Consider the following 26324-nt stretch of genomic DNA (forward strand, 5'->3'; position numbering starts at 1 on the left):
CATCGAGATTAACAAAAGGAAAGCGGTGAAGGAGCTTGGATCACCAGATACATGGGACGTACGATAGTTTCCTTGTGATACTATCTTATTTTATCGCGGTTGCAGCTTCTTTTTCTGCTCTCAACCTGGCAGCCAGAGTGAGTACAAGTAAAGGAAAGCATCAGCTACTCTGGTTGATGTTTGGTGCGACAACGATGGGGCTTGGAATATGGTCCATGCATTTTGTCGGAATGCTGGCACTTACCCTCCCCATTAAGGTTCTGTATGACATGGAGTATGTCATTCTATCCGTCATCCTTGCCATTTTCGTCTCAAGCATAGCCTTGTTTACCATCACGAAACGCAACTTACATACGAGAAAGCTAGGTATCGCGGGAATTCTTATGGCTGCTGGAATATCTGGGATGCACTATGTTGGAATGGCCGCGATGATGATCGAAATTACATACGATACAAGGATTGTCATTTTATCCATTATGATCGCAGCGACTGCTTCGGCAGCGGCACTATGGCTTTTGTTTTACTTTCGCCGTGATCAGTCGAAATACGCGTATTTATACAAATTGGGCAGCTCACTCATTATGGGTGCCGCAATCGCGGGTATGCATTACACCGGGATGGCTGCAGCGCATTTCTACGGAACGGAACAGCCGACAAAACAAGTGGGGACGCAGATTGAGCCGGAGAGCTTGGCCTATATCATTGTCTTGGCCACTTTTTTACTGATCGGCATTACATTGTTCGGCTTGTTTATTAACAGACGACTTTCGCAAAAGGATACGGTCATTCAGGAAAGTGAAAGCTGGTATCGTTCCCTTTATAAAAATAATGAGTACGGCATTATTTCCTTAGATACAGGTGGATGTATTATCAAAATGAACCCAGCTGTTACGAAGATTGGCGGACTGCGGGAGGAAGAATTCATCAACCAGCATGTATCGAAAATTCGCATGCATATTGTTGAGGAGAAAAGGGAACTCACGAAAGATTCTTTCGCCCAGTCTTTTGCGCCCAATCGAAATAATTTTGAGACGACCATCTTTCATCCGAACGGAAATCGCGTAGAGCTGAGTGTACTCAATGTCCCGGTTGAAATTGAGGGAGAAGTGGTGGGGAATCACATCATTGTGAAAGATATTACCGAAGAGAATCGCGTGAAAGAAAAAATCAGGTATTTGGCCTATCACGATGAGCTGACCGACTTACCGAACCGAAGAAAGTTAAATCAAGTTCTTCATCAATCCATTGAAAAAAGCAGCCAAGATTCATCGAGCTTTGCCGTCATGGTTATCGACATCGATCGTTTCAAAATGATTAATGATTCCTTGGGTCACTCCTACGGCGATATCTTTTTGCAGGGGGTCAGCGACAGAATTTCAAAGAGTGCCAAAGGGTACCACGCAACAATTGCCCGGATGGGTGGAGATGAATTTACCATCCTCTGCGAAACAGGAGCGGATGGCAGGGAAGCGGCGAGTTTAGCCGATAAGATCATTGAAGCATTGAAACAGCCATTCACGCTAAAAGACAGTGAATTTTACATATCCGCAAGTATTGGAACAGCGATATCCCCAGATCACGGTACGGATGCTGTCGCGTTGCTCAAAAAAGCGGATACAGCTATGTACGAGGTGAAAAAACAAGGGAAAAATGGTCACCTGTTCTACACGACCGATTTTGACGCCCAATTGCTGGAAAATATTGAAATAGAACGTGATCTCAGAAAAGCAATTGAACGAAAAGAGCTGGTGGTGTACTACCAACCTCAATTTCATTCGGAAAGTAATCGCATGATCGGAGTGGAGGCGCTCGTCAGGTGGAATCATCCAACCAAAGGGATGCTTTCACCAGGAGTGTTTATCCCTATTGCTGAAGAAACAGGGTTGATCTATGAGATCGGTACATGGGTGCTTCGGGAAGCGTGCAGGCAAATGAAGCAGTGGCATGATAAAGGGGGGCCGTTGATACCCGTCTCTGTCAATTTGTCCTCCCATCAATTCCACCAACGGAACCTGGTCCAGTACATCAAAAATATTCTCGAGGAAACCAAGCTTGCCCCGCACTTTTTGGAATTGGAAATCACGGAGAGCATGATGATGGACCCGGCAGTATCAATCAGTATCCTTCATGAGTTAAATAAAATCGGAACGAGAATCAGCTTGGATGATTTTGGAACCGGTTACAGCTCATTGAGCTATTTGAAAAAGTTCCCGATCCACAAGCTAAAGATTGACCGTTCCTTCATAACAGATCTGTCTCGCAATGATAACGATAAAGCCATTGTGGCCACCATCATTTCGATGGCGAAGCATCTGAAATTGGATGTAATTGCAGAAGGCATTGAAACGAAGGATCAGTTGGATATTTTGACAGAAAATCATTGCAAGGAAATTCAAGGGTACTATTACAGCCGCCCATTATCTGCGAATGAGGTGGAGCAAGCGTTTTTTGTTCCGATAAGAACGCATTTCAGCCAAGAAGCGTAAGCAAAAACTCCCTGTCTTTTATCGATGGGGAGTTTTTTTACAGCAACACAGCAGGAAATATAAAAATGGGTATTGTATACCCTACAGGGGTATTGTAAAATGTAATCAAGTTAAGCTTCCCAAAAACAAAGGAGGATGCAAAATGAATGTCACTTTGAACGTACAGGGAATGTCCTGCAATCACTGCGTCATCTCCATAGAAGGTGCTCTTCAAAAACTAGACGGGGTTAGCAAAGCAACGGTAAGCCTTGCTGACAATCAGGTAAGCGTGACTTTTGATGAATCCGTTGTTTCGCTGGACAATGTGAAAGAGACGATTGAAGATCAAGGATACGATGTCATTTAAGCAAAAGTTGGGGGAAGGGCTGTGATTGTAGAATTGCAGCCTTTCTTATCTCTATCGATTGACAGAATATTGCAAATTCAATTACTCTAGGAGGAATGCCTTTTGAAGCGTGTGCAGTTTGCCGTAAGTCCAGAAATTCGTGTCGGCGGTTCTGTGTTTACTCCAGCAGAAATGGTGGTGATCGGTCAAATCGTTGGCGAGGATGCACAAATTGAACTGTCGATATTTCAGCAGCTGATTGTCGAGATGAATGAAGAGAAGGCTGAGGATGCCAAAAAAGCGCTGCGTGAAAAAGGCTTATGCGTGTACGAAACGGGTTCTGTTGTGAAGAATTTGTCTGTCTGTTCTTTTTGCAAAGGAGCAGAGATTGAAGGGCTTGAGGCAGCGAGAAATTTGAATGATACGATAGCAGGCATGGCCGTTCCTTTTACGATGAGAGTCGGTTATACGGGCTGCCCAAATGCCTGTGGGGAGCCGTTGGTAAAAGATATCGGGATCGTCAAGCGAAAAGAAACCTTTGAAATCTACGTCGGAGGACAATCGAAAACAATGGAGGCCAGAACAGCCGAGCTCCTGGTCGAGCAGGTGAAGGAAGAACAATTATCCTCCATCGTCCAAAGCATCATTTCACTGTATCAGACACAAGGGAAAAAGAGAGAGAAGTTTTTCAAGTTTGTCGAGCGATATGGATTGGAAAATGTTCGAAAGGAATTGGGGCTAACTTCCTGACAGGTGTTTACGAGGATGATTAGAGGAGGAATCGCATTGTCAAGTGCAGAACTGAACATTGTACAGTCATGTCATACATCTGATCGAAACAGTCATCATTCGGAAAAAACCAAGCAAAACTTGCAGGCGCGTCTTAATCGGATTGAAGGACAGATTCGCGGGATTAAAGGCATGGTGGAAAAGGATGCTTATTGTGATGATGTCTTGAATCAAATAGCTGCGGTACAATCCGCCTTAAATTCAGTGGGACGTATCCTTTTGGAAGGACATATGAAATCCTGTGTGATAGAACGCATCCAAGAAGGGGACAGCGCAGTCATTGACGAGCTGTTAACCACGATGAATAAGCTGATGAAATAAAAGCTTCAGAAATGAAGCTTTTTTATAATGGCGAAATAAGAAAATGTATGAGCCCTCTCGACAGTAGTCAGAGGGTTTTCGCGTTCGTTTTGTCCTATTTTGTTGGAGGAGGACATACTTTACAAGGAGAGGAACATACTCGGGGGTGGTATCTTGAGCGCGGTGTATCAGGTCTTGATCTACGTCAGTTTCGCTTATGCTTGCTTCACATGGTTTATTTGGCGACGAAAGCAAAGAATCGATCATATGCAAGGCATGATGAGCACGATGTCTGTCAGTATGATGATTGGCCTGATCGGAGGGTTGATCTTCGGCGATGTTTACAAGGGAGACCTTTATTTATCCACTATGTGGGGAATGCTGGCAGGTGGACTGGCTGGGATTCTGCTAGGCGTTCCATTGTCGATGCTGAGTATTGTAGAAGGAATTTTATCGGGCGTCATGGGCGGGATGATGGGCGCGATGCTGGGAGAAATGGTTCCCAGTGTAAAAGTAGAGCCCCTCCTGTTTGTTTTCGTCATGCTCTATACCGTATGTATGCTGCTCGTAGCCAAGCTGATTGATTTTCATAAAAAAGAAACGAAGTGGTCCTCCTTTTTTCATCATCCAAGCACTCCAGCTATATTGCTCCTCGCTGTCTTCTTCTGGTATCAATCATTACCGTTTCCATCCCCGGCTCTTTATGCTGGTGATCCCACGACAGAAATCAACCTCACAGCCGTCGACTTTTCTTATAAACCGAACCACTTTACTGTTGAAAAAGATACGGAGATCAAAGTCGTCTTTCAAAATGATGGCAATGTAGAGCACGATATTCAGGTTGTCTCGTATGGGAAAATTGTAACGATTTCAGAATCAAGCAGCGAACATCAGCATGGAGGAATGGCTGAGGGTGTGGTTCACTTGCATGCCAAACCGGGAGAGTCTGTTGAAACAGTGTGGAAGGCATTGGAGGAGGGAACCTATGAATTTTATTGTACGATCCCGGGACACAAAGAAAGCGGCATGATTGGTAGCTTGCAAGTGACGGGATGAAGTACAGATAGGGAGGATCTGCTGCATGATAAAATACGAAAAGTTGTTAACCGCTTTCCTTATATACGGAGAGCGGTTTTTCTTTTTGGGATAGCAATCACGCCTACTGGGTGGGCTGCATAGTGTAGTCATGAAGGAACAGACATTGCAAGTTGGAGGAGGATATTGGCATTGCATTCGCAAACACGCGACTACTTTCCGTACGTTGGTCCCTTCGATCCATGTCCGCCAATTCGGGTGAAGACGTACCAGGTCCCCCCTCAGCTGTTCATGACCTTTCAGCCGGAGAACTTACCACAATATAGCCCGATGGAAGCGTTGAAATTAGGTACGTTATGGCCGGCACTTTTTAGCCCCTATGATCCCAGACTGAGTCATTTGGGGAGGGGGCACTCATGACAGCTGAAAATAGATTTGGCGACGAACAATATTACGCATTGCTTGAACAGCTACAAGCGATCGATTTTGTACTGGTAGAGCTCAATCTTTATTTAGATACGCATCCTACCGATCAGAATGCGCTCCAGCAGTTTAATGATTTAACGGAGCAACGCTGGGTTTTGGCAAACGAATATGAGAATTTGTACGGGCCTCTGCAAAATCTTGGCCGTAGCTATTCAGGCTATCCGTGGCAGTGGAATGATGATCCATGGCCTTGGCAAGTTTAGAAGAGAGGGATAACGAAACCGATGTGGATCTATGAAAAAAAACTGCAGTATCCGGTTCGTGTCAGTAAGTGCGATGTGAGAATGGCGAAATATTTGATTGAACAATACGGAGGGGCGGATGGAGAGCTAGCAGCCGCTCTGCGCTATATGAATCAGCGGTATACGATCCCGAATAAAGTGGTCGGATTATTAACGGATATCGCTACCGAAGAATTTGCGCATCTCGAAATGATTGCCACGATGGTGTATAAGCTGACCAAAGACGCGACTGTGGAAGAGTTAAAGGAAGCGGGACTGGGTGAGCATTACGCCAATCATGATCGGGCGCTCTTTTACAACAATGCCAGTGGTGTGCCGTGGACGGCAGCCTACATCGCTGCCAAGGGCGATCCAATCGCCGACCTTTACGAGGATATTGCGGCGGAAGAAAAAGCCCGCGCGACGTATCAATGGTTGATCGACATGACCGATGATGTTGATTTGCAGGACAGCTTGAAGTTTTTGCGGGAGCGGGAAGTCGTTCACTCTATGCGTTTCCGCGAGGCTGTAGAGATTTTGAAGGAAGAGCAGAATGCGAAGAAGATATTTTGAGGGTGAAAAAAGAGAGCTGGTGGGCTCTCTTTATTCTAATTTATTCTATCCCATAGCTGGCGAAGGTGATTGAAGTCGTTAATCTTCGCTAAAATCGTATGGGATCACTATAATGGATTTCTGCCCCCATTTATGAACAAAAATAACCTCGCACTCTAACATTTCTGCAACTTCTCGTAACGGGACCACAAGAATAGTATTATTGTGCAGCTTTGCTTTTACCGATGCAGTAACTGGGTAATTATTGATTATGAATTGATTACTTCCTGCTGGAATGGTAATCCGAATTGCGCTTCCCGGGTAGGTCTTTATTAACTGTCACACTTAGGGCTGTATCTTTATAAGGTGCTAAGCTCTCATACGTAAAAGAAAACTTGTCTCTACTCATCTGTAAAGATAAGATCATTCGGAATGACGACGATGGTTTTCTGACCCCCTTTATGTTCAAAAACAACATAGTAATCCAGCATTTCTACAATATCTCGTAAAGGTACAACCAGGGTGGTGTTATTGTACAGCTTCGCTTTTCCCGACACAGTAGTTTCGCGACCTTGATCAATAAAGCGATCACTGCCAACCGGTATGACTATTTGTCTATCGTATTCCATGAAGTTGTCTCTCAGGATGAGCGTTGCCGTTTGGGTAGGATCATTCCACTGGATCGTAGCACCAAGAACGTCGGCTAACTCGCGAAGGGAAACATAAGTGACATCATTTTCAACAAAGGTTTGTTGCACAAGCTTTTTATTATTTACGGTCACAGTCACTGCTGAGTCGTCTTTATAAGGAGCAGAGTTATCGCGGATAATCAAAATACTAATTTTTCTGATGTCATTTATGTTTTTAAACCTAGAATCAATAAAATCTAAGGGCAGTTCAAATTTTGCTTCTACAAAATGTCCCGGCTCTAGCTTCAACGATGAATTGATAACAGTGTGGCTAGTTTCGGGGTAGAAGTGGTCCATTCCGTTTTTGCCCTCAAATGAGAGACCTGCGTAGCTAAAATTTGTAGCGGTTGCTTCACCTAGATTAAGTAATAGGGCATAAATAAAAAACGTGTTGTTGTCCTCTGATCTTCCATAAATCATTGAATCTACAATGACATTTGCCTTGAGTTCTGCCCCTTCAGACTCTGGAACTGAAGCAAAGAAAATAAAAAAGATTGCAAGAAAGCACGCTAAAAGTCTAACCATTTTCACCATTTCAAATCACCCCAAGATTGAAAATAACATGCTGGAAAAGCCCTCCTAAAAGAAGGCTTTTCCCTCACACATCCATAATAATCGGCAGGATCATGGGTCTGCGCTTTGTTTTGGTATACACGAATTTCCCAATTGAATCCCGCATTCCTTGCTTCAGGCGGTTCCACTGACTCACATTCGCTTCCTGCAAATTGGTGATCACCTCGGATGCAAGGCGAGTCGCTTCTTCCAACAGGCCCTCTGATTCGGGGGCATGAATGAATCCGCGAGAAATAAGGTCAGGACCCGACAAAATTTTGCCGTCAGTTTTACTGCGCGTCACAACGATTACGAGAATGCCATCTTCCGAAAGATGTTTGCGATCCCGTAATATTCCATTCCCTACATCCCCGATTCCTAAACCATCCACCAAGGTATTGCCAGCAGGGATTTTTCTTTCTTGCACAGCCACACCATCCTGAATATCCACGACATCCCCGTTATTTATTATGAAAATGGACTCAAAATCAACGCCGACGGATTCAGCCAACTGACGATGTTGATGGAGCATCCGATACTCGCCGTGAATGGGGATAAAGTATTGTGGCTTCATGAGAGTGAGCATGAGCTTCAATTCTTCCTGAAAGCCATGACCGGATACATGCATGCCAGTTCCAGAGCCATATATAACGTTGGCTCCCATAATAAACAAGTTGTCGACGATGCGCGCTACATTTCGTTCGTTCCCTGGAATGGGGGAAGAAGAGAGGATGACGGTATCGCCGCGTTCTACTTTTACGTGCCGATACCCGGAGGTCGACAACCGTGATAAAGCAGCCATGGGTTCGCCTTGACTTCCAGTGCATAGAATAGCGACACAGGCCGGATCGAGCTCGCCCACTTCTTCTATTTCCACCAGCATGCCTTCTGGTATATGCAAATAGCCTTGTTCCGAAGCGATTTTGACCACATTGACCATGCTTCGACCCAATAATGCCAGCTTTCGATTCGTCGCTTCTACGGCATCAATGACTTGTTGGAGCCGATATACATTGGAGGCAAACGTCGAGACAAATATTTTTTGCTGTGCCTTACTGAATGCTTCTAATAAACGATCGCCCACGTGTTTTTCTGATGGAGTAAAGCCTGGGCGCTCTGCATTGGTACTCTCCGACAACAAGGCCAATACACCTTTCTGCCCGATTTCAGCCATTCTGTGCAAATCGGGGGATTGCTTATGCACAGGTGTTAAATCAAATTTAAAATCGCCCGTATGCACAATAGCGCCTGCTTTTGTTTCAAATACAACACCCAAGCAATCTGGAATACTATGGTTCGTCTGAAAAAAGCTGATTGTGAGCGAGCCAAATGAAATGGTAGAGTCACGATCGATGGAGATGAGGGTGGACTGATGAAGCAAATTATGCTCCTTCAGCTTTAATTCGATAAGACCTAACGTTAAGCGGGTACCGTAAACAGGGACGTATAATTGTCGCAAAAAATATGGGATACCCCCAATGTGATCCTCATGCCCATGCGTGACGATCAAGGCACGTACTTTTTCTTGATTTTCTAGCAGATAACTAATGTCCGGTATGATCAGATCAATTCCTAAATAACTCTCATCCGGAAACTTCGAGCCACAATCGATGAGGACAATTTCATCCCCATATTGAATCCCATACATGTTTTTGCCGATTTCATATACTCCTCCTAAAGCAAAAATAGAAAGAGTTTCATTCCATGCATTCATACGCTGTAATGACCTCCCTAAAGGATCTTGTGGTTACTTTTACCTATTGGAATGCTGAGTATGTATGGATAACAGGTGAGATCAAGAGGCAAAAATGGATGAATGAAGCAGTCAGGAGTCGGGCACACTGGGGTAAGACTCATTTTGGAAGGGAGCAGCTCCGGTGAAAACCAAACGATTTCTTTTCCGCTTGTTTCTATTGATTGCGATTGCGGCTGGTGTGGAATGGTTTGTGTACGCGAACCAACAAGCGCAAACCGAAGCGGTAGCAGACGAGTCGCACGCTCATCATGCAGCACCGACACTCGCTGTGACGCATACCCTTGTAAAAGATGATTTGCAACTCAAATTGGCCGTAACGAACTTTTCTTTTTCCCTCGAAAACATGGGGAAAGAAAACAAGCACGGGGAAGGCCATGTTCATTTGTACCTCGATGGCAAAAAAATCGCCAAAGTATTTGAGCCTAGCTATGTCATGAAGGATATCCCTGCTGGGAAGCATGAGGTCAAGGTAGAATTGGCACATAATAACCACGAGTCGTATGGTGTAGCAGAGAGCTTTTCCATTGAGGTAAAGCCCTGATAAGCAAGGGTAACTGTTGGGAAAAGGAAAAAAGCCGACTTCGATGCGCCTTGTGGCTTTCGAACTGTCGGCTTTTTTCGTGAATAGACTAGCGCATGAGCACGCTGACTTTTGCTTGCTGGTCTGGCAGGGCAATCACCAAAGTCGGATAGCTGATGACTTGGATTTTCATCGAACCTGGAGCTGGTGCTTGTACCCGAACGTGTACGGCGAAGTCATGAGGGCCAGTCCGCTTGACTTGGTCCGCCACTAAACGATATCCTCCTGTAGGGCGCTGTCCTGCACCCACGACTACATAGGATTTTCCATTGGCACGAACAATAGTGTGTCCGCCATTTTTTCGAACTGTCTTCAAAGCTTCCTGCACAGCCGGTGGATAGGGAGCAGCAACGGCCTCATAACCAGCATTGGCTTGTACAGCCTCTTTCGCCACAGGCTCAGATACGATAGGATGTTGAGGTGACAAGACTTGTGTACCGGTTACTGCCAAGGTTGCGGTTAAGAGTAAACTAGGAAATACTTGCAACATCAAGATCCCTCCAATTGGTAAAAGTAATGAATCGATCATCATATAGACTGAGGTGACAGGCGTGCGTGTGAAGGATTCGCTGGAATACCTGTCCGAATCAACGCGACAAGCGATTCTACATGAACAAACCAAACGATATCAGATTGCCGAAGAGCAAGATTTAACGGCGAGATTATTGGACCCCGTTTTTATTGGCCAAGCATGGGAACAGGCAGATGAGCTGGAACGAGCCGTTATCCGGCTTTTCGTAACCAAAGCGACGAGAGGCTTTTTTAGCAAACGAACGTGGGAACGCGAAACGGCAAAAGAGCACAGGCATCTGTCAGTCGGCTTGACGAAATTGCGACGGCTTGGACTGATCTTGACTGTACGGAAAATGTGGAGTGAAATCGGCTATTTGATGCCACAAGAGGTTCGGGAACAGTTGACGAATCAAATGCTGCCGGAAGCCTCTCAGGCTTTTGTTTCTCTTTCAAAAACGCTCCCTTATTATATATCAGCAGGCAGAGGGATACAGCTGGATCTTTTTGGGCTTTTGTTGTTTGTTCGAGACAACCACATTCCCATTACGCAAAAAGGAAGCATTCATCGCAGGATGTCGCAAAAAATGCTGCCGCTACTCTCGTTTACAGACGAGCATGTAAAAGGAATCTTGATTCCGCCGCTCGATCAGGAACAAAGAGAGGGCTTATCCTTGACGGTTGTTCTTGATATTGCGCTCAGACTTGGCCTGGTGTATAGGGAGGAGCGAGAACTCGTACTCGATCTCCATCGAACGAAGCAATGGCTGCATCAACCGCCGCTCGTACGTTGGGAAGAGCTGTATCAACTCGTCATGGAACAATTTTTGCCGCATGGTGACTGGTGGGAATTTTTCATTCAATTGATGAAACAGGTTCCTGTCGAGCAGTGGTGTTCCATTCATGAACAATTACGCATGCTAAAAGAAGCAGGATTTCCTTTGCCAGACAATGCGGAGGAGCTGATTGTGGTGCAATGGCTGCATATATTGTTAGGCATGGGATGGATTCAGCTCGGAATGGACGAGGAGCGTGGGATTTTTTGGCGTTGGAGCAGCTTGCCGCGATTATCGTCAGAGGAAGGCTGGTTTGTGGACCCCACAGGTGCCATTACAATCCCTCCGCTTGTCCCGTTGCTGGATGTATGGGAGATCAGTCAATTTTGCCAGCTCCAATTTGATGGGCAGTTGATTCGGGGTGAATTGCAAGCAAGGCTGTTGCAAGCGTATTTGGCTCAAGGAGGGACGGAGGAGCAAGTCATTGAAAAGCTCCGAGCCTCCTGTGTTCATCCGTTGCCTGAGAGCTTGGTTGAGGTTGTGAGTCAATGGGCGAGAACAGCGAGGCAGATTCAAATGGAGCCGTACTTCCTCGTGCGGACAGCACATGCCGGATTTCTGGAGGAATGGCGCGAAATTCCTGACTTTCGTCCATTTCTTACCCAAATAGTCTCGCCCACTACTTTTTTGATTCCGTTCTCGCAGGAAAAAGAATTAATCCGTTTACTACGACAGTTTGGTTATGAGCCGCAAGTGCTATCACATATTGCTAGTGCAAGTAAAGAGCTCCAGCCACTCCCAAACAGTCACGCGGGGAATAAGGGCTTGCTTCTCATCGAACGGCCTTGGGACGGTTATGCTATAGAAAACACGTTCCCTGAGCAAAATGAGCAAATCGCAGCGCTTCCAAAAATGTGGACGAAGCATTTTCAATCGTATCATCCACAATCCATGCGGGATTTGTTTAAGCGCGCAATCGAACTGAAGCTGGAAGTCGAGATCCAGCAAGGTGGAAAAGATAAGCTGCGTGGGCTACCGACAGAAGTACGCCTGGAAATGGGGTACTGGATGGTTACGATTGCTGGACAGGGAGGCAAACAGTGTTACCGTCTCGATAGCATCGAGCGAGTGCGCATTGTAGTGCCCGAATATCTGTACTAAGGGTGTGCATCGTGATACAATCAGGAATGACGTAAAGTTTCAAGCTTTGCGGCGAAAGGAGGTCTCGCTTTATGGAAACATTGGAAGCAGTGGATATGACGCAGTTGATCATGGGTTCTCATGAGCTGTCCACAATGATTAACCAATCGCGCGAGGTCTCGGAGTATCTGGAGGCCAAACGCCAAATGGAAGCAGATGAGGAAGTGCAACGTCTGCTCGTCGTGTTCGAGGCTAAGAAGGAACAGTACGAAGATGTGCAACGGTTCGGGAAGTATCACCCGGATTACAATCATATATCCAAAGAAGTACGGGAACTGAAGCGCAACATTGAACTGAGGGATTCCGTACAGGCGTTCAAGCGAGCAGAGGATGCTCTGGATGAGCTCTTGTATCAGGTGAGTAGAACCATTGCTCATTCCGTCTCGGAAACGATCAAGGTTCCGAGCAACAATCCATTTTTAGAGGCGCAGGGCAGCGGTTGCGGAACAGGCGGAAGCTGTGGCTGTAGCGTGAAAAAGCCATCGTAATTTACGCTGTTCCCGATTCATTTTGGCGTAGCAGAAAGCAGTCTTCACAAAGATTGCCGCAGCAAAACTGTTTTTCGTCAGGTACGCGAAAGCGGAAGCGATACACATGCTGCACGTCATCAGAACGCACGTAAATGCATTCTGGCTGTAATTTGGTATCAGTGGTCAGGCGCTCTCCTGTTTCCATGAGCTGGTTTGTAAGCAGAGGAGCAGGGAGCGTACTGCATACATAGAAAAAGAGCTGGCCCGCATAGGTTTGCCAACTGCTATGGGTCACGATTTTTTCGCGGTGAAGCGCTTCCTCGAATTGATGATAAAACGTAGCCAGCATAGACCACGATTCCTTTCTGCATAAGCTTTCACCAGTAAGTATACCACGATTAGGAAGGAGACCGACGGCAAAACATGAGAGAGCGACGTCTGGGGGTCGCCGTGTGGGTGAAAAACACGCGTGCCGCCAAAAATTTACGCAAATTTGGCACCATTCATTACATCTCCAAGCGCTTAAATTACGTTTCGATGTATGTGGATGCCAATTTGTTGGACGAAACGATACGCATTATGGAAAAGCTGCACTTTGTAACGAAAATTGAACGTTCCCATCGCCATGAGATCCCGGTAGAGTACAACAATGCCAGACCGGATAAGGCAAAGGAATACGATTATAAACAAGAAAAGAACCAGGTAATGGCACTAGCAGAGACCTTACAGACAGAAGAAAGCAGTCAAGCAACCGTTGGTTCGACATAGTTGTTCATAAGCTGCCATTTTTCGGCAGCTTTTTTGCTTTTGTTAAACTGGCGTACATGGTATGCTAAAGTGGAAGAAAACGAGAAGACACGCGTATGAATGCGTTTTCAAAAGATAGAGTAGCGAAAGAAAGGTGAGCATACATGATTCATCTGGATATTAACTGCGATATGGCAGAGGGCTTCAGCAGAGGTCGACAATCAGAGGATTTGGGGATTATGAAATGGATCACCTCCGTTAATATTGCTTGCGGATTGCATGCAGGGGATCCCCATATTATTTGCAGAACAATCGAAGCCGCACTCAGGCATGATGTGAAAATCGGGGCACATCCCGGCTATGCAGATATTCAAGGCTTCGGACGTCGTTCGATGAACTTGTCTGTCAATGAAGTGTATGAGCTGGTGTTGTATCAAATTGCAGCCTTGGCAGGGACTACAAAAGCACTCGGCGGGGAGCTTCACCATGTGAAATTGCATGGTGCGCTATATAACGAAGCGGCCGAGCGGCCAGAGCTCGCCGAAGCGGTTGTCCAAGCCATTGCAGATATTGACGAAGATCTGATCCTCTATGCACTCTCTGGCAGTAAGCTCGTAGAGGCTGGCTTGGAACACGGGCTTCAGGTGGCAGAGGAAGTATTTGCAGAGCGGGCTTATTTGCCGAATGGTCGATTGGCGCCGCGTGATCTGGAAGGAAGCGTGCTGATCAGCAAGGAAGAACGCATGGAGCAGACACGTCAGCTCGTTTTAAAACAAAGAGTAATGACGGTCAATGGCGAGCACATTGACTTGGCGGCTGATACACTTTGTGTCCATCACGAGAGCCATGACGTCCTGCAATTCCTCGGCGAAGTACATAAGTGGGCAAAACAAAACGATGTAAAAATTGAACCAATCACAGCTCGATAGGTAAAAAGCCATCCAGCAATGCCATCCCATTATCGGGAAATGGACGTTGCTGAATGGCTTTTTACATTTTTCCGTTCTTTGATTGAGCCATTATCGATCAGGAAAATGACATCAGCGAGCTTCTCGGCTTCTTCACGATCATGGGTGACCAGCAGAAAAGGGATGTTCCACATGGCGTGAAGGCGAAGCAACTCATCCTGGCATTGTTTACGCGTATCCGCGTCCAGCGCCGATAAAGGCTCATCAAGGAGCAGAATGTCTGGTTCAGTCGCAAGTGCACGTACGAGTGCCACCCGTTGTTTTTGTCCCCCGGATAACTGGTGAGGATATTTTTGCAACAGATGATCGATTCCCACTGAGGATAACAATGGAGCCAAATTCAGTTCATGCCCCTTTTTTAAGCCGTATCGAACATTTTGCTCGACGGTCATGTGAGGGAACAGTGCGTAATCTTGAAATAAATACCCGATGCTGCGTTTTTGTACAGGAAGCGGCTTCTGTCCTTCACGATAAAAGACGTTCTCGTTTAATTGGATCACGCCAGTATCAGGATGAACCAGACCTGCAATACTGTTCAATATCGTTGTTTTACCAGAGCCGGATGGTCCAAACAGCACAGCAATTTCTTTTTGCACCGTAAAGGACACATCCAAAATAAAATCAGGCAAACGCTTCTGTATGTCGAGAAAGAGCAATTACCATTCACCTGCCTTACTTTTGATTGGCGTACCTGCGCACATTGCGACGACTCCACCAATTCAGCCAGAGAGTCGTACCCATCCCCAAGGAAACAATAATGATGACCCAAAACAATGCCTTATCCATTTGACCAGCCTCAACAGCAAAATAAATGGCGACGGGAATCGTATCGGTTTTCCCAGGGATGTAGCCTGCGAGCATCAGCGTAGCACCAAACTCCCCTAAACCACGGGCAAAAGAAAGAACAAACCCAGCCAACAGGCCAGGCCAAGCCAAGGGAAAGGTAACGGTCCAGAATAAACGCCATTCCGACGCCCCCATCGTGCGTGCCGCATTCTCCAAACGACGATCCACTCCTGTGAAGGCAGCGACTGCACTTTGATACATCAGCGGAAAGGAAACGACAATCGAGGCAATAACGGCTCCTGTCAGCGTAAAGACGACGGTAATATTGAACCAATCATGCAGAAGCTGACCGAGAAAACCGTTTTTCCCAAAAAGCAGCAGCAGACCGAAGCCAACAACAGTGGGGGGGAGAACAAGCGGAAGCAAAAAGAAGGACTCCAGCACATTCTTTCCCCAAAAATCCTTTTGTGTCATCCACCTTGCAGAAACCATCCCGAGGATAAAAACAAAGGAGGTGGAGAGCGCAGCTACTTTAAGGGAGAGCATCAATGGAGTAAGATTGGTTTCAATCACGCTTGCCACCTCCCATTCGATTCCGTTCGTTTATTGAAACCCGTACTTCTGTAAGATCGCTTTTCCTTTGTCGCTTGTCAAGTAGGCTAGAAAAGCTTTTGCTGCATCTTGGTTCTTCGATGCGCTGACGACCGCACCTGGATAAACGATCGGCTTGTGCCATTCAGGCTTGGCTGTCGCCAATATCTTAACATCTTTCGAAGCGGCAGCATCACTGGAATAGACAATACCGACATCGGCGTTACCGGATTCTACGAAGGTCAAAACTTGGCGAACATCGCTGCCAAATACCATTTGTGCTGAAAGAGAATCCCACATTTTCAGCGTATCCAATGTTTCTTTCGCATATCGCCCAGCGGGTACTGTCTCAGGCTCGCCGACGGCAATATGCTTGATCGCTGCGTTGTTCAGCTCTTCAAAAGAAGAGATAGAGACAGCACTTTTGTTACCTGCAATGAGCACAAGCGAGTTTTTCGTGAAGTCTTGGCGTGTGTCTTTGGCGATCAGTTGCTGTTCCTCTAGACCGTCCATGTCTTTTTTACTAGCAGACAAAAATACGTCAGACGGAGCACCTTGCGTAATTTGTGTGGCGAGTTTGCCCGAGCCTCCGAAGTTAAAGGTGAGGGTTGTTCCCGGGTGTTCCGTTTCGTATTGCGTTTTCAACTCATTCAAGGCATCCGTCAAGCTAGCAGCAGCAGAAATCATCAGTTCTACCTTTGCTGCATCGGTTTTGGTCGGCTCACTTGCTTGTGGTGCGGTTTGTGTCGTCGAGCAAGCCGTTAGCATTAAGCAAAATGCTGTCAATATGGCAAACCAGTGCTTCTTCATAAAAAAGGACCTCCATAATTATATTTAGTTATATGTAATTATAACTGGACATAACTAGATTATATGGATTCGTAATGAATAATCAATTGCGATTTTACGACACTTGTTTGACAATAGAGCAAAGGGGATAACGGAGGCGGGACATGAGTCAACAAAATTCTTACACCACCGAAGAAATAGCGAAAATTTTACGTATTTCCAAGCTGACGGTCTACGATCTCATAAAAAAAGGAGAGCTGCCCGCATATCGCGTAGGTCGGCAAATGCGCGTAGACGAAAGCGATCTGGAAGCGTACAAGGCGAAGGCAAAGGGAGAATACAGACAAGCCTCAGCCGTCAGCATCCCGCAGACAGGACAAGCCCAACAATCGGCACGATATGAGCAGACTGGTACAGGCCGCAATATCATTATTAGCGGACAGGATGTGAGCTTGGACCTACTGGCGGGGCATTTGGAGAAAAAGGATGAGGCATACCGACCGCTTCGCTCGTACGTGGGCTCACTGAACAGCCTCGTGGCGATGTATACGGGTAAGGCTGATATCGTCAGCACGCACTTGTACGATGGGGATACCAATGAATACAATGTCCCGTATATTCGTCGCATTTTGTGTGGACATCGTTTTGTTGTCATCCATATGTTGTCACGTTGGGCCGGATTCTACGTTCAGGCAGGCAATCCAAAACAGATCAAAGCATGGAGTGATTTTACGAAGCCGAGCATTCGCATGGTCAATCGGGAAAAAGGGTCCGGTGCACGCACGTTGATTGAAGAGCAGTTTCGACTGGCAAAGATAGCGGGGAGTGACGTGATTGGCTATGAACGGGAAGAGTCCAATCATCTGGCAGTCGCAGGAGTCGTGGCCCGGCGCGAAGCAGATGTAGGAGTGGGCATTGAAAAGGCGGCTTCACTCGTGGGAGTGGAGTTTGTCCCAACTGTGTGTGAGCGATATGACCTCGTCTTGTTGAAAAACAAGGAAAACGAGCAGCTCATTCAGGCTGTTCTTGATGTTCTCGGGTCGCGTCCATTTCAAAAGGAATTGGAAGCAGTCGGGGGCTATGATCTTAGCCAGACCGGAAAAATTATGTACGAAACCTGGTAAATACTAAAGAAAGCTGCCAATCCTTACGATACAATGAGTGGCGGCTTTTTTTATTTTCAGCAGATGAGATCATTGTCAAATATGGCGGTTTCTCTACAGAATCTCCTGAATTTCTACTCAGTTTGACATATATTTGCTACAATGAAACAAAAACATTTAGCGCCTGCCGCCGGGCGGTTTATTATTTGGGGGCTGTCATGAAATCACTACATAAAACGAGCTTACTAGTATGTGTGACGATCCTCATTTTTTTTGGCTCAGTTGGAGTCGTCGCGTATTGGCCAGCTATTTCTCAAATCATTGCCATGAATCAATCACCTGAGGAGGCGCAAAAGTTCGTTGATCCATTTTCCTATGATCCGCCTCTGCCGTCTTATGTTAAGGATTTGAACCCTGACTATAAGATTCAAGCTGAATTACATACGTCCGAAGCAAAAATAACCGGAAACATGACCTTGGAGTTCGACAATCCGAAAACGCCAGATGTACGATTGTATATTTACGATTACCTTTGGAACAAAATGACGGTGAAGTCGATTCGCTACAAGGACAAGCCGCTTTCTTTTGAACGTGGTCAATCGCTGGTGAAGCTGGCAAATCCGCTTGGCAAGGAGCTTCGTGGCGCTTTAACCATTGAATTCGAGAACCCGGTTCCACGCAGAGGCACACGTTTTGGGGTGAAAGACGATATTTGGACGTTGACGACATGGTACCCGATGCTCGGTGCCCAAAACCAAAAAGGCGTTTGGTATGACCCACCGCAACGCGTTGATTTTGGTGATCCATTCGTTTACCACTATGGAGATTATGATGTGTCATTTACTTCTCCACAGGGATACAAATGGGTCAGTTCATGGGGCAGAGGGCAAACGAAGTCAATCGGTGGCAATAAGCAGCAAGTCCATTATCAAGCAAAAAAACTGTTGAACTTTGGACTGGTGGGAAGTCCTCTTTATCACATTGAAACGATTCAATTTGCTCCGAATTTAACGGTTGACATTGCTTCCGTTGATAAAGGCAACATTGAAAGAATCAAAGCCATTGCTCAATCGGTCTTTCCTACTTTCATCGATATGTATGGGCCGTTGCCGTATCCGAACGTGGCGATTGCGGAAACAAGTACGGGGACGACGTACGCCATGGAATACGCAAACCTCGCCGTATTCAAAAGAGACATGCATTACAACAATCTGATTGATCATTGGCTGCCGCATGAGGTAGGGCATCTTTGGTGGTACAACAGTGTGGCTACATTGGAGTCCTCGCATGGGTGGCTTGATGAGGGGCTGGTGGAGCTGGGTGTGTCCCATTACTTGCAGAAGCGTTATGGTGCCCAATCAGCTACGACTCTGCTGGATACGTACAACCGGGATGTCAAGCGTTTACAAGAGCGTTATCCAAATGGAAAGCTCGACAAACCATTGCAGAAGTTTTCTACCGAAGAAGAGTTTAAGCTGACCTGGTATTCCCGGGGGGCACTCCTGTTCGACAACCTGCGCCGCAAAATCGGTGACGATGCCTATAAGCGATTCTTACAGCGCATCCAGCAAAATTATCATGGCAGTGTCATTGGTGCAGAGCATCTCGATCAGGCGCTTGGACAAACCTTGCAAGGGGAAGCCAAATATTTCACCCTGTATACCAATAGTGCAAATAAGAATGGCTTTGGTGCCGTACAACTGGAACCTTATATCACCACAATCATCAATAACATGAGCTTTTATCCATCGATTCCTGCTCGGGTCACCCACAATACGGTTTATATTCCGTTGCGTGAGCTCGGCGAGAAAATGGGAGTAGCGATTAGCTGGGACGACAAGAAACAAATGATCCGCGTAAAAGGAAATGGACGCGAAGTATTTATAAAGGAGCGGGAGCGCTTTGCTGAAGTTGATGGCAAGCGAATAGATTTAGGCAGCCCGCTAATTGAAATCAAAGAACGTACGATGGTTCCACTGACCTTTTTTGAAAAAGCATTGGGATATGAGACGGAGTATAATCAACAACTAAAAACGGTAAAGATCAATACCTACCCAACGATTGGAAAGGGGCAGAAATGAAATGAAAAACCTGGTGTTAGTCGGATTTATGGGAACGGGAAAAACCACGGTTGGCGCCGCACTCGCTGCCTCTTTAGAAATGAAGCATACGGACTTGGATGATGCAATCGTAGAATGGGAAGGTCGCAGCATTCCAGAAATCTTCACGGATCAAGGTGAAGCGTATTTCCGTGACGTCGAGACTCAACGTCTGGCGCAATTACTGGCAGTAGGATCTCAGGTAGTAACAACTGGGGGAGGAGCTGTATTACGGAAGCAAAACGTAGAGATGATGTTGGAGCATGGCATCGTAATCGCGCTGCATGCTACGGAGGAAGAGCTCATCAAGCGTTTGGAAAAGGATACAGGCCGTCCGTTGTTGGCAGGAGGAGTCGCGACAAGGGTAAAAACCTTAATGGCGGAGCGCGCAGGTGTATACGATTTCGCGCCTATTCAGGTGGATACAACAGGAAAGAGTCTTTCCGATATTGTACTGGAAATTACGAGGCAAGTGGTTGAAAGAACACAGGACGGGGAACAATAGAGGGGACAGCGCTTGCGCCGTGGTGTGAACCGCGAGTAAGAAGGAGGTCAAGTGCGATGTCCTTTCAGGAATATTTAAAATACCTGACGAAACTGTTTGTTCAGTACATGGATACTCCAAAAGATGAACGCCGTTTACGTAAGACTCCACGCGAGTCCTGGTCGTCACGCTGGTTTGGTGCCATTCCTATGTCCATACGACTGTTGTGGCGCAAATAAAATTCGTGGAACCTATCATGAACGAGACGGAGGGTGCATATGGCGAGAGTAGCGGTAGAAAATTCCCTGTCTGAAGTGTGCAAGATGCTGCGTCAAAATGGTTACGAAGTTGTTGATTTAGGCAACTGGCAGCAGGTGGTAGATGCGATTGTCATTACGGGACAGGATATCAACGTACTGGGTGATCAAAACAAAACGATTACAGGAGCTCCCGTCATTAATGCAGAGGGAATGACCGCCCATGAAATTTTTCATGCCGTTCATGAGCGTCTCTCTCCTACAGAACATCGGTGAATAGAAAACGTAAAAAACAAGCTCTCCAACCGGTTATTCGGCAGGAGAGCTTGTTTCATTTACGAAAAATCGTCCGACGCGATGGGCATATGAATACGGGACAAAGCGCAGGCCCTCATCCCATACACCGACATAAGCGTTTTGGTCATTCCATAAATGCAGGGAACCTACGACAAAGGGGGCCAAAACCTGTGACTGGTGAATCGGGACGGCTAATGTTACTGGTGAGGCATAATCTTGTTTCCACAATTGGTTCCAGGACACGTCTGTATCCGTTGTACTCAATTGGCTGACCCACCCGATATGATCAAAAGGATCAGACTCGGCTGCGCTTAAAATTCTCATTTGCGTTAGGCGTTGGCCATTTTGTATGAGCTGCTCGCCTGCAAAAGCATCGACAGCGGGCTCGCTAATTTGAAAGGAAGTGGGATACATTTCTCCTGTTTTTGCATTGACCATTTGTGTATCTGACTTCTGGGTGATCAGCCAATAGGAAGCGAACCCGTCATAAACGGGCTCCGCGGCGATTTCCTTCGGAGCAAAGGCGTCATCGAACAAGATGTACTCCCCGACACCGTATTCCAGTAGAACAAATTTCTCATGGGAAGTGGAATCAGGTGATTCTCCTATCACCAAATACCCTACCTGCTTGTCCGCTTTTTTTATACTTACCAGCCATTGATGCTGCCCTGCACCAAGTGTTTGCACATCCGTCTTGGCGTCCTGCCATTGCTTGAATTGAGGGTCTCGGCTTGCGATTGCATCCATCCATTCTCGAATTTGTTTTTGGAACTGCTTGTCCCAGCTTGCTTCGTCTTGCGCATATGCTAGTGAGGAAAGCAGCATGAGAGACAAAAGAGCAGCGATAAAAGGGAGAAATCGTCTGGTCACAACTATGCACCACCTTTTGTAAAGGCTTAACCTATTCCTATTGTAACCAGCTATGACAAAAAGATTTGTTGCAACGTGTCTTTTCTGTTTCACATTTTCTCGTTGATCTTTTACATGATTCGCCCTGATGCGGGGAGATGTCGCATGCTTTTTGCTTTCGAAGACCGCATGAGCGGAGGAACGGAAGATAAATAGAACAAACCACCGTTGATGAACGAAACCTCGATACGCGGCTCGTATTGCCATACCAGCTCGTCTTTTCGGCGTTGTCTCTCCTCATCTGGCGTGCTCTTTTTCCACTCTGCTTGATGAATCTCTGCCCGTGGGGTGGTTTGGATTCCGTTTGTACGTAAAAAGTCGAGGATTCGTCCGCCAGACGCCCGGTATTCGTCAAAAGATGTGGGCTGTTCGACAGAAGTTGGTCCAGTTGAATCAGGCTCAGGGTGGAGGGCTTCTTGCTCGAGTGACGGCTGCGCTTCTGTCTGCTCTGCTTCTTCTTCAGTTTCGTCTGCTTTTGACTGCTCCTTTTCTGGTTCGCGCCGTGCCAATTCTTCATAGTACGCTTCCAAGATAGCCAATTCTTCGCTCAAACGTGTGCGCGCTTCCTCTGCCCATTGCTGATCTTCTTGTTCCAATGTATGTTCGACTTCCTGTTGCGCCATTTGGAGGGCTTCCTGTATGGTTACCTTTCGATCCAACGTGTAATAGTAGTCAGGGATCGCAGGGGTCAAGGAAAGTGAAAATAAAAACGAAGTGAAATCCGTCACCAATCGCGGCTGATGCAAATTAATCCCCAGGTACAATAAAATGTCACGTCGCTTGTCACAGAGCAGAGAAACCTTCAAGTTCATCCCGAGCCAAGGAACGAGAGGGGTTGACCGCCGCTTGCCGGCATTGCCTAAAAGCCCCCCTTGTTGCTCGTACATACAGACAAAGCTGCCATGCTTTTTGGTTGAAGCGAAAATTTGTTGCATACGGGTAGCCCCTAAATGCAGATGCTCGGATCGCAATCCTTCAGGCGTACAATCCGGATGAAAAGTAAAGGTGAGCACCAATGGCTGATAAGCCAAGTTCATCTTATCCACCCAGCTCCAGTAAAAAGGGCGATTGCCGATATCTTTGTCCACCTCGACAGGGAGTTTGACTGTGAAATAATCCGGGTGAGATTCGACGATATGGGCAGAAAAAGTCGCCAAATAGCGCTCGACAAATTGTCTGACCTGTTGTTGCTGCATCAGGAGACCTCATTTCTTTTTCGTTTCCAACAAGAATTATTGGTCAGCCGCCTCAGAAAGCGGGACGTCTTCTTTTGTTATTTTGCTTGCTCGAATGGCGTGTCCAATGTTATCGAACTTTAGTGCCATTTCTTTGGAGGATCGAGAATCCATAATGATTTGAATCAGATTATCTTCCAAGGAGTGGTTTAGATTCAGGCGTTCCACAATATCATCGAGTTCACCGATGACCATTTCAAACAGGTCGATTTTTTCATACAGGAGTTTGAGAATATGCTCCTCGATCGTTCCTGTTGTCGATAAATTGTAAATGTGCACATCCCTTTTTTGTCCCAGCCGATGGACGCGGCCGATTCGTTGCTCCACTCGCATGGGATTCCAAGGCATGTCGTAATTGATGACTTGATTGCAGAACTGCAAATTGATCCCTTCGCCGCCCGCTTCCGTCGCGATCAGGACTTGTGCACGATTTTGGAAAAGATCCGTCATCCAGTCCTTTTTGCTGCGTTTAAAGCCACCGCGGAAGGGGACAGAAGTGATCCCATGGTCGTGCAAATACTTTTGTAGATAGTTTTGTGTTGCCCGGTACTCCGTAAAAATGATCACTTTGTCGTTGATTTGTTGAATGAGCTCAACTGTTTTGGCGGCCTTGGAATGCGTCTCTATTTGTTTGATCATCTCTACTAGCTCAAGAATTTGCGTGCGCAAAGGAGAGTCCTCACCGGTACGCTGGTGCATGTTATACAGTGTCATGAACGCAGCTTCCTTACTGGAGCAGACCTCACGCTGCAAGGTAATCAGTGCGAGAGAGTTGAAGCCACCAACCCCAAATCCTGTTTGGTATTGCTCGCGGACAAAGCGGGTCACCCCTTCGTACAAGTTCATTTCCTCAGGGGTTAGGTCAATCGGGATCGACTGAACACGACGGCTGGTGAATTGGATACCGCCATCACTTCGTTTGTTGCGAATCATGACCTTTTCAATTTCTTCCCGCAATTTCTCGCTGTTTTTGGATTGGCGTTTGCCCTCTACGTAATTGGTAGAGAAGGTGGATGTATGACCAAGGTGACCTGGCTTTAACAAATTGATGAGGTTGTACAGCTCGTCCATCTCGTTTTGAATGGGAGTGGCAGTAAGGAGCAGGCAATATTTTTTGCGGATCTCTTTGACGAACTGATAGTTGCGTGTCCGTTTATTTTTGAGTTTATGGGCCTCGTCGATGATGAGCATGTCGTAATCGATGTCGAGTACGTGACGCCTGTGAGGATCTCGTTTTGCTGTATCTATGGATGCGACAACGACTTCGTGCTGCCGCCACATATATTCCTTTTTTTGGGCTACTGCTGCAATGCCGAATTTTTGATGAAGCTCTTTTGTCCATTGAATCACGAGAGAGGCCGGAACCAGGACGAGAATTTTTTTAGCCAAGCCGCGAACCATATACTCCTTCATGATCAACCCTGCTTCGATCGTCTTTCCTAAACCGACCTCATCTGCGAGAATGGCACGACCACGCATCTCTAACAGGACGCGTTTGGCTGTCTCCAACTGGTGAGGAAATGGCGATAAGAGTGGGAGATATTTCAGACATTGTAGCTGGTCAAAATCGTGAACAGCCATCGCTTCCTCGGCTTCCAATGAGAGCTTGAACAGCTCCCACTTATCCCAAGGACCATCTTCTTGCATTCGTTCTGTAAGCGAATTGACCCAACTCGTATCAAATGAAATAGGAACATTCGGCATATAAGATACTCCTTTTCATAGCTCTGCCATAACTTTCATGGTTAATGCTAAAAAACTGAACATTTATCTATTGTCAATGTGTTTTGTTAAGTTTTTCTGAATCTGACTGTTAATTTGTATATTTTCAACTTTGGACTCTCATGGTAGGATAAAGAGGTAGTACATCCACTAGTATGGAAATGTTAGCAAAAACTTATGTATGACCATGAAACAACCGCGAATGAAGGTAGTAGGGAGAGACTGCTGGAATGTTTGGCAGCGCCGAAGGAGCAAGCCGGTAACGGTGAATCTCTCAGGCAAAAGTACCTCTACTGGACGCAACTCTGGAGAGAGCTCACATTCATATGAGCCACCAAAGGGGAAACTTGCAAGTGGGAGCGATATACCCCCACCTGATTCGCAAGGTAACTCTCAGGTACCAAGGACAGAGGAGGATAAATGGGCACCATTATTTTGGTGTACCCGTTTTTCCCCCTCTGTTTTGTTTTGGATTCTTATTGTTCACAGGAGGTGCCACATGTCCAATTTGAAACGTACGCCACTATTTGATTCTTATGCAAAGTATGGCGCGAAAACCATCGACTTCGGTGGTTGGGATCTGCCGGTGCAGTTTACAAGCATTGGTCAAGAGCATGAAGCCGTTCGGACAAAAGCTGGTCTATTTGATGTTTCCCATATGGGAGAGGTGGACGTAAAAGGGGAAAACGCTCTTACTTATCTCCAGCGTGTGACTACGAATGACGTGTCTAAGCTGGCAGTCGGGCAGGCGCAGTACAGTGTGCTTTGTTACCCAGATGGGGGAACGGTAGACGATCTGCTTGTTTACAAGTATGCAGATGATCATTACTTGCTCGTCATCAACGCGGGGAATATCGACAAAGACTATGCGTGGCTAGAAGAACATCTGATTCCAGGCGTAACGATTGAGAATATTTCGCCACAAACAGCACAAATCGCCATTCAAGGTCCTCTGGCAGAATCCATTCTGCAAAAGCTGACGACTACAGACTTGTCTCAAATCGGTTTTTTCCGTTTTGAGCGTGATGTGCAAGTGAGCGGTATTCCGGCATTGGTCTCCCGCACTGGCTATACTGGCGAAGATGGCTTCGAGATTTATTTGGATGCCGATCGTGCAGCAGAGCTGTGGGACATCTTGCTGGATGCTGGAAAAGAAGAAGGTCTGTTGCCGTGCGGTCTCGGTGCGCGCGATACGCTTCGTTTTGAAGCCAAGCTGCCACTCTACGGACAAGAGCTCAGCAAAGACATTACTCCGATCGAAGCGGGCATTGGCTTTGCTGTCAAGGTAGACAAAGAGGTGCCGTTCATCGGTCAAGAAGTGCTGAAGGCACAAAAAGAAAACGGTGCCCCACGCAAACTCGTAGGGATCGAAATGATCGATCGTGGGATTCCGCGCACGCATTACCCTGTCTATGTGGGGGAAGAGCTCATTGGCGAAGTGACGACGGGAACACAATCTCCAACCTTGAAGAAAAACGTCGGTCTCGCTCTCGTAAAAACCGAGCATGCTGCGTTAGGTACACCAGTAGAAGTAGAAATTCGCGGAAAACGTCTGAAAGCAGAAGTTGTTGCCGCTCCATTTTATAAACGCCCAAAAAACTAAACGATAC

At 46.5% G+C, this 26324-nt stretch carries 30 protein-coding genes and 2 riboswitches; of the genes, 19 read left to right on the forward strand and 11 right to left on the reverse strand.

Annotated features, from left to right (window positions below):
* Positions 1 to 35: 35 nt before the first annotated feature.
* The 8 genes from ACUUHJ_RS12480 to ACUUHJ_RS12515 all read left to right on the forward strand — a co-directional run bounded on the left by ACUUHJ_RS12480 (position 36) and on the right by ACUUHJ_RS12515 (position 6215).
* Positions 36 to 2486: an EAL domain-containing protein gene (locus ACUUHJ_RS12480; protein ID WP_472299026.1), complete on the forward strand. Its 2451-nt coding sequence runs from the start codon at positions 36 to 38 to the stop codon at positions 2484 to 2486.
* A 142-nt stretch (positions 2487 to 2628) separates the two neighbouring features.
* Positions 2629 to 2832, forward strand: a complete 204-nt coding sequence (copZ, locus tag ACUUHJ_RS12485) for a copper chaperone CopZ (protein ID WP_289677538.1) — start codon at positions 2629 to 2631, stop codon at positions 2830 to 2832.
* A 111-nt stretch (positions 2833 to 2943) separates the two neighbouring features.
* A complete protein-coding gene (locus tag ACUUHJ_RS12490; RefSeq protein WP_472301178.1) occupies positions 2944 to 3561 on the forward strand; it encodes a nitrite reductase in 618 nt (205 codons plus the stop codon).
* 36 nt (positions 3562 to 3597) lie between these two features.
* On the forward strand, positions 3598 to 3921 hold the full coding sequence (locus ACUUHJ_RS12495) for a metal-sensitive transcriptional regulator (RefSeq protein ID WP_289677539.1): 324 nt from the start codon (positions 3598 to 3600) through the stop codon (positions 3919 to 3921).
* Positions 3922 to 4083: 162 nt separating this feature from the next.
* On the forward strand, positions 4084 to 4956 hold the full coding sequence (locus ACUUHJ_RS12500; protein WP_472301180.1) for a cupredoxin domain-containing protein: 873 nt from the start codon (positions 4084 to 4086) through the stop codon (positions 4954 to 4956).
* A gap of 171 nt (positions 4957 to 5127) precedes the next feature.
* Positions 5128 to 5355 carry a spore coat associated protein CotJA gene (locus tag ACUUHJ_RS12505; protein ID WP_012685974.1) on the forward strand — a complete coding sequence of 76 codons (228 nt, stop codon included), beginning with the start codon at positions 5128 to 5130 and terminating at the stop codon, positions 5353 to 5355.
* Positions 5352 to 5624, forward strand: coding sequence for a spore coat protein CotJB (locus ACUUHJ_RS12510; RefSeq protein ID WP_289677542.1), 273 nt, complete (start codon positions 5352 to 5354; stop codon positions 5622 to 5624). The genes ACUUHJ_RS12505 and ACUUHJ_RS12510 overlap by 4 nt, the downstream gene beginning before the upstream one ends.
* A gap of 21 nt (positions 5625 to 5645) precedes the next feature.
* Entirely contained in the window at positions 5646 to 6215 is a 570-nt protein-coding gene (locus ACUUHJ_RS12515; RefSeq protein WP_012685975.1) for a manganese catalase family protein, read from the forward strand.
* A gap of 78 nt (positions 6216 to 6293) precedes the next feature.
* Here ACUUHJ_RS12515 and ACUUHJ_RS12520 read toward each other — a convergent pair whose 3' ends face one another.
* The 3 genes from ACUUHJ_RS12520 to ACUUHJ_RS12530 all read right to left on the reverse strand — a co-directional run bounded on the left by ACUUHJ_RS12520 (position 6294) and on the right by ACUUHJ_RS12530 (position 9149).
* A complete protein-coding gene (locus ACUUHJ_RS12520; protein WP_354142440.1) occupies positions 6294 to 6527 on the reverse strand; it encodes a stalk domain-containing protein in 234 nt (77 codons plus the stop codon).
* 68 nt (positions 6528 to 6595) lie between these two features.
* Positions 6596 to 7417 carry a copper amine oxidase N-terminal domain-containing protein gene (locus ACUUHJ_RS12525; protein WP_472299027.1) on the reverse strand — a complete coding sequence of 274 codons (822 nt, stop codon included), beginning with the start codon at positions 7415 to 7417 and terminating at the stop codon, positions 6596 to 6598.
* A 64-nt stretch (positions 7418 to 7481) separates the two neighbouring features.
* Positions 7482 to 9149, reverse strand: a complete 1668-nt coding sequence (locus ACUUHJ_RS12530) for a ribonuclease J (protein WP_472299028.1) — start codon at positions 9147 to 9149, stop codon at positions 7482 to 7484.
* Between the two features lie 163 nt (positions 9150 to 9312).
* Between ACUUHJ_RS12530 and ACUUHJ_RS12535 the strand changes: the two genes are divergently transcribed.
* Positions 9313 to 9732: a thioredoxin domain-containing protein gene (locus ACUUHJ_RS12535; protein ID WP_289677546.1), complete on the forward strand. Its 420-nt coding sequence runs from the start codon at positions 9313 to 9315 to the stop codon at positions 9730 to 9732.
* A gap of 88 nt (positions 9733 to 9820) precedes the next feature.
* Here the strand turns inward: ACUUHJ_RS12535 and ACUUHJ_RS12540 are convergent, their stop codons facing one another.
* Complete coding sequence (locus ACUUHJ_RS12540) at positions 9821 to 10261, reverse strand: protease complex subunit PrcB family protein (RefSeq protein ID WP_172137758.1); 441 nt, start codon at positions 10259 to 10261, stop codon at positions 9821 to 9823.
* A gap of 61 nt (positions 10262 to 10322) precedes the next feature.
* Between ACUUHJ_RS12540 and ACUUHJ_RS12545 the strand changes: the two genes are divergently transcribed.
* Positions 10323 to 12218, forward strand: a complete 1896-nt coding sequence (locus ACUUHJ_RS12545; RefSeq protein WP_472299029.1) for a hypothetical protein — start codon at positions 10323 to 10325, stop codon at positions 12216 to 12218.
* Positions 12219 to 12289: 71 nt separating this feature from the next.
* On the forward strand, positions 12290 to 12745 hold the full coding sequence (locus tag ACUUHJ_RS12550) for a YlbF/YmcA family competence regulator (protein WP_012685982.1): 456 nt from the start codon (positions 12290 to 12292) through the stop codon (positions 12743 to 12745).
* Between the two features lies 1 nt (position 12746).
* Here ACUUHJ_RS12550 and ACUUHJ_RS12555 read toward each other — a convergent pair whose 3' ends face one another.
* On the reverse strand, positions 12747 to 13076 hold the full coding sequence (locus tag ACUUHJ_RS12555; protein ID WP_012685983.1) for a hypothetical protein: 330 nt from the start codon (positions 13074 to 13076) through the stop codon (positions 12747 to 12749).
* A gap of 74 nt (positions 13077 to 13150) precedes the next feature.
* Between ACUUHJ_RS12555 and ACUUHJ_RS12560 the strand changes: the two genes are divergently transcribed.
* Together ACUUHJ_RS12560 and ACUUHJ_RS12565 are read left to right on the forward strand one after the other, a co-directional pair.
* Complete coding sequence (locus ACUUHJ_RS12560) at positions 13151 to 13495, forward strand: YlbG family protein (RefSeq protein WP_007725782.1); 345 nt, start codon at positions 13151 to 13153, stop codon at positions 13493 to 13495.
* 143 nt (positions 13496 to 13638) lie between these two features.
* Positions 13639 to 14403, forward strand: a complete 765-nt coding sequence (locus ACUUHJ_RS12565) for a LamB/YcsF family protein (RefSeq protein WP_173604287.1) — start codon at positions 13639 to 13641, stop codon at positions 14401 to 14403.
* A gap of 29 nt (positions 14404 to 14432) precedes the next feature.
* Here the strand turns inward: ACUUHJ_RS12565 and ACUUHJ_RS12570 are convergent, their stop codons facing one another.
* From ACUUHJ_RS12570 to modA, 3 genes are read right to left on the reverse strand one after another with little or no spacing between them, the layout of a single operon-like run.
* On the reverse strand, positions 14433 to 15098 hold the full coding sequence (locus tag ACUUHJ_RS12570) for an ABC transporter ATP-binding protein (RefSeq protein ID WP_472299030.1): 666 nt from the start codon (positions 15096 to 15098) through the stop codon (positions 14433 to 14435).
* A gap of 16 nt (positions 15099 to 15114) precedes the next feature.
* Positions 15115 to 15801 (reverse strand): molybdate ABC transporter permease subunit, encoded by a 687-nt coding sequence (modB, locus tag ACUUHJ_RS12575; RefSeq protein ID WP_172138872.1) that lies wholly within the window; start codon positions 15799 to 15801, stop codon positions 15115 to 15117.
* Positions 15802 to 15831: 30 nt separating this feature from the next.
* Positions 15832 to 16629 carry a molybdate ABC transporter substrate-binding protein gene (gene modA / locus ACUUHJ_RS12580; protein WP_289677552.1) on the reverse strand — a complete coding sequence of 266 codons (798 nt, stop codon included), beginning with the start codon at positions 16627 to 16629 and terminating at the stop codon, positions 15832 to 15834.
* A gap of 143 nt (positions 16630 to 16772) precedes the next feature.
* Here modA and ACUUHJ_RS12585 point away from each other — a divergent pair, with 143 nt between their 5' ends.
* The 5 genes from ACUUHJ_RS12585 to ACUUHJ_RS12605 all read left to right on the forward strand — a co-directional run bounded on the left by ACUUHJ_RS12585 (position 16773) and on the right by ACUUHJ_RS12605 (position 20827).
* Positions 16773 to 17732, forward strand: a complete 960-nt coding sequence (locus ACUUHJ_RS12585) for a substrate-binding domain-containing protein (RefSeq protein ID WP_472299031.1) — start codon at positions 16773 to 16775, stop codon at positions 17730 to 17732.
* A gap of 197 nt (positions 17733 to 17929) precedes the next feature.
* A complete protein-coding gene (locus ACUUHJ_RS12590) occupies positions 17930 to 19792 on the forward strand; it encodes a stalk domain-containing protein (protein WP_472299032.1) in 1863 nt (620 codons plus the stop codon).
* A gap of 1 nt (position 19793) precedes the next feature.
* Positions 19794 to 20315, forward strand: a complete 522-nt coding sequence (locus ACUUHJ_RS12595; protein WP_142496246.1) for a shikimate kinase — start codon at positions 19794 to 19796, stop codon at positions 20313 to 20315.
* Between the two features lie 56 nt (positions 20316 to 20371).
* The gene (locus ACUUHJ_RS12600; protein ID WP_007725773.1) at positions 20372 to 20533 is read left to right on the forward strand and encodes a YqzE family protein; all 162 of its coding nucleotides are present in this window, start codon (positions 20372 to 20374) and stop codon (positions 20531 to 20533) included.
* Positions 20534 to 20572: 39 nt separating this feature from the next.
* Positions 20573 to 20827, forward strand: coding sequence for a YkuS family protein (locus tag ACUUHJ_RS12605; protein ID WP_012685991.1), 255 nt, complete (start codon positions 20573 to 20575; stop codon positions 20825 to 20827).
* Positions 20828 to 20860: 33 nt separating this feature from the next.
* Here the strand turns inward: ACUUHJ_RS12605 and ACUUHJ_RS12610 are convergent, their stop codons facing one another.
* The 3 genes from ACUUHJ_RS12610 to ACUUHJ_RS12620 all read right to left on the reverse strand — a co-directional run bounded on the left by ACUUHJ_RS12610 (position 20861) and on the right by ACUUHJ_RS12620 (position 24696).
* Positions 20861 to 21718, reverse strand: a complete 858-nt coding sequence (locus ACUUHJ_RS12610; RefSeq protein WP_289677555.1) for a hypothetical protein — start codon at positions 21716 to 21718, stop codon at positions 20861 to 20863.
* A gap of 110 nt (positions 21719 to 21828) precedes the next feature.
* Positions 21829 to 22953: a YqhG family protein gene (locus ACUUHJ_RS12615; protein WP_472299033.1), complete on the reverse strand. Its 1125-nt coding sequence runs from the start codon at positions 22951 to 22953 to the stop codon at positions 21829 to 21831.
* A gap of 36 nt (positions 22954 to 22989) precedes the next feature.
* Positions 22990 to 24696, reverse strand: coding sequence for a DEAD/DEAH box helicase (locus ACUUHJ_RS12620; RefSeq protein ID WP_472299034.1), 1707 nt, complete (start codon positions 24694 to 24696; stop codon positions 22990 to 22992).
* A 221-nt stretch (positions 24697 to 24917) separates the two neighbouring features.
* A riboswitch (glycine riboswitch) is annotated at positions 24918 to 25013 on the forward strand.
* Between the two features lies 1 nt (position 25014).
* Positions 25015 to 25134: riboswitch (glycine riboswitch) on the forward strand.
* A 79-nt stretch (positions 25135 to 25213) separates the two neighbouring features.
* Here ACUUHJ_RS12620 and gcvT point away from each other — a divergent pair.
* Positions 25214 to 26317: a glycine cleavage system aminomethyltransferase GcvT gene (gene gcvT, locus ACUUHJ_RS12625; protein ID WP_289677559.1), complete on the forward strand. Its 1104-nt coding sequence runs from the start codon at positions 25214 to 25216 to the stop codon at positions 26315 to 26317.
* Positions 26318 to 26324 lie beyond the last annotated feature (7 nt).

Source organism: Brevibacillus schisleri (assembly GCF_055685845.1).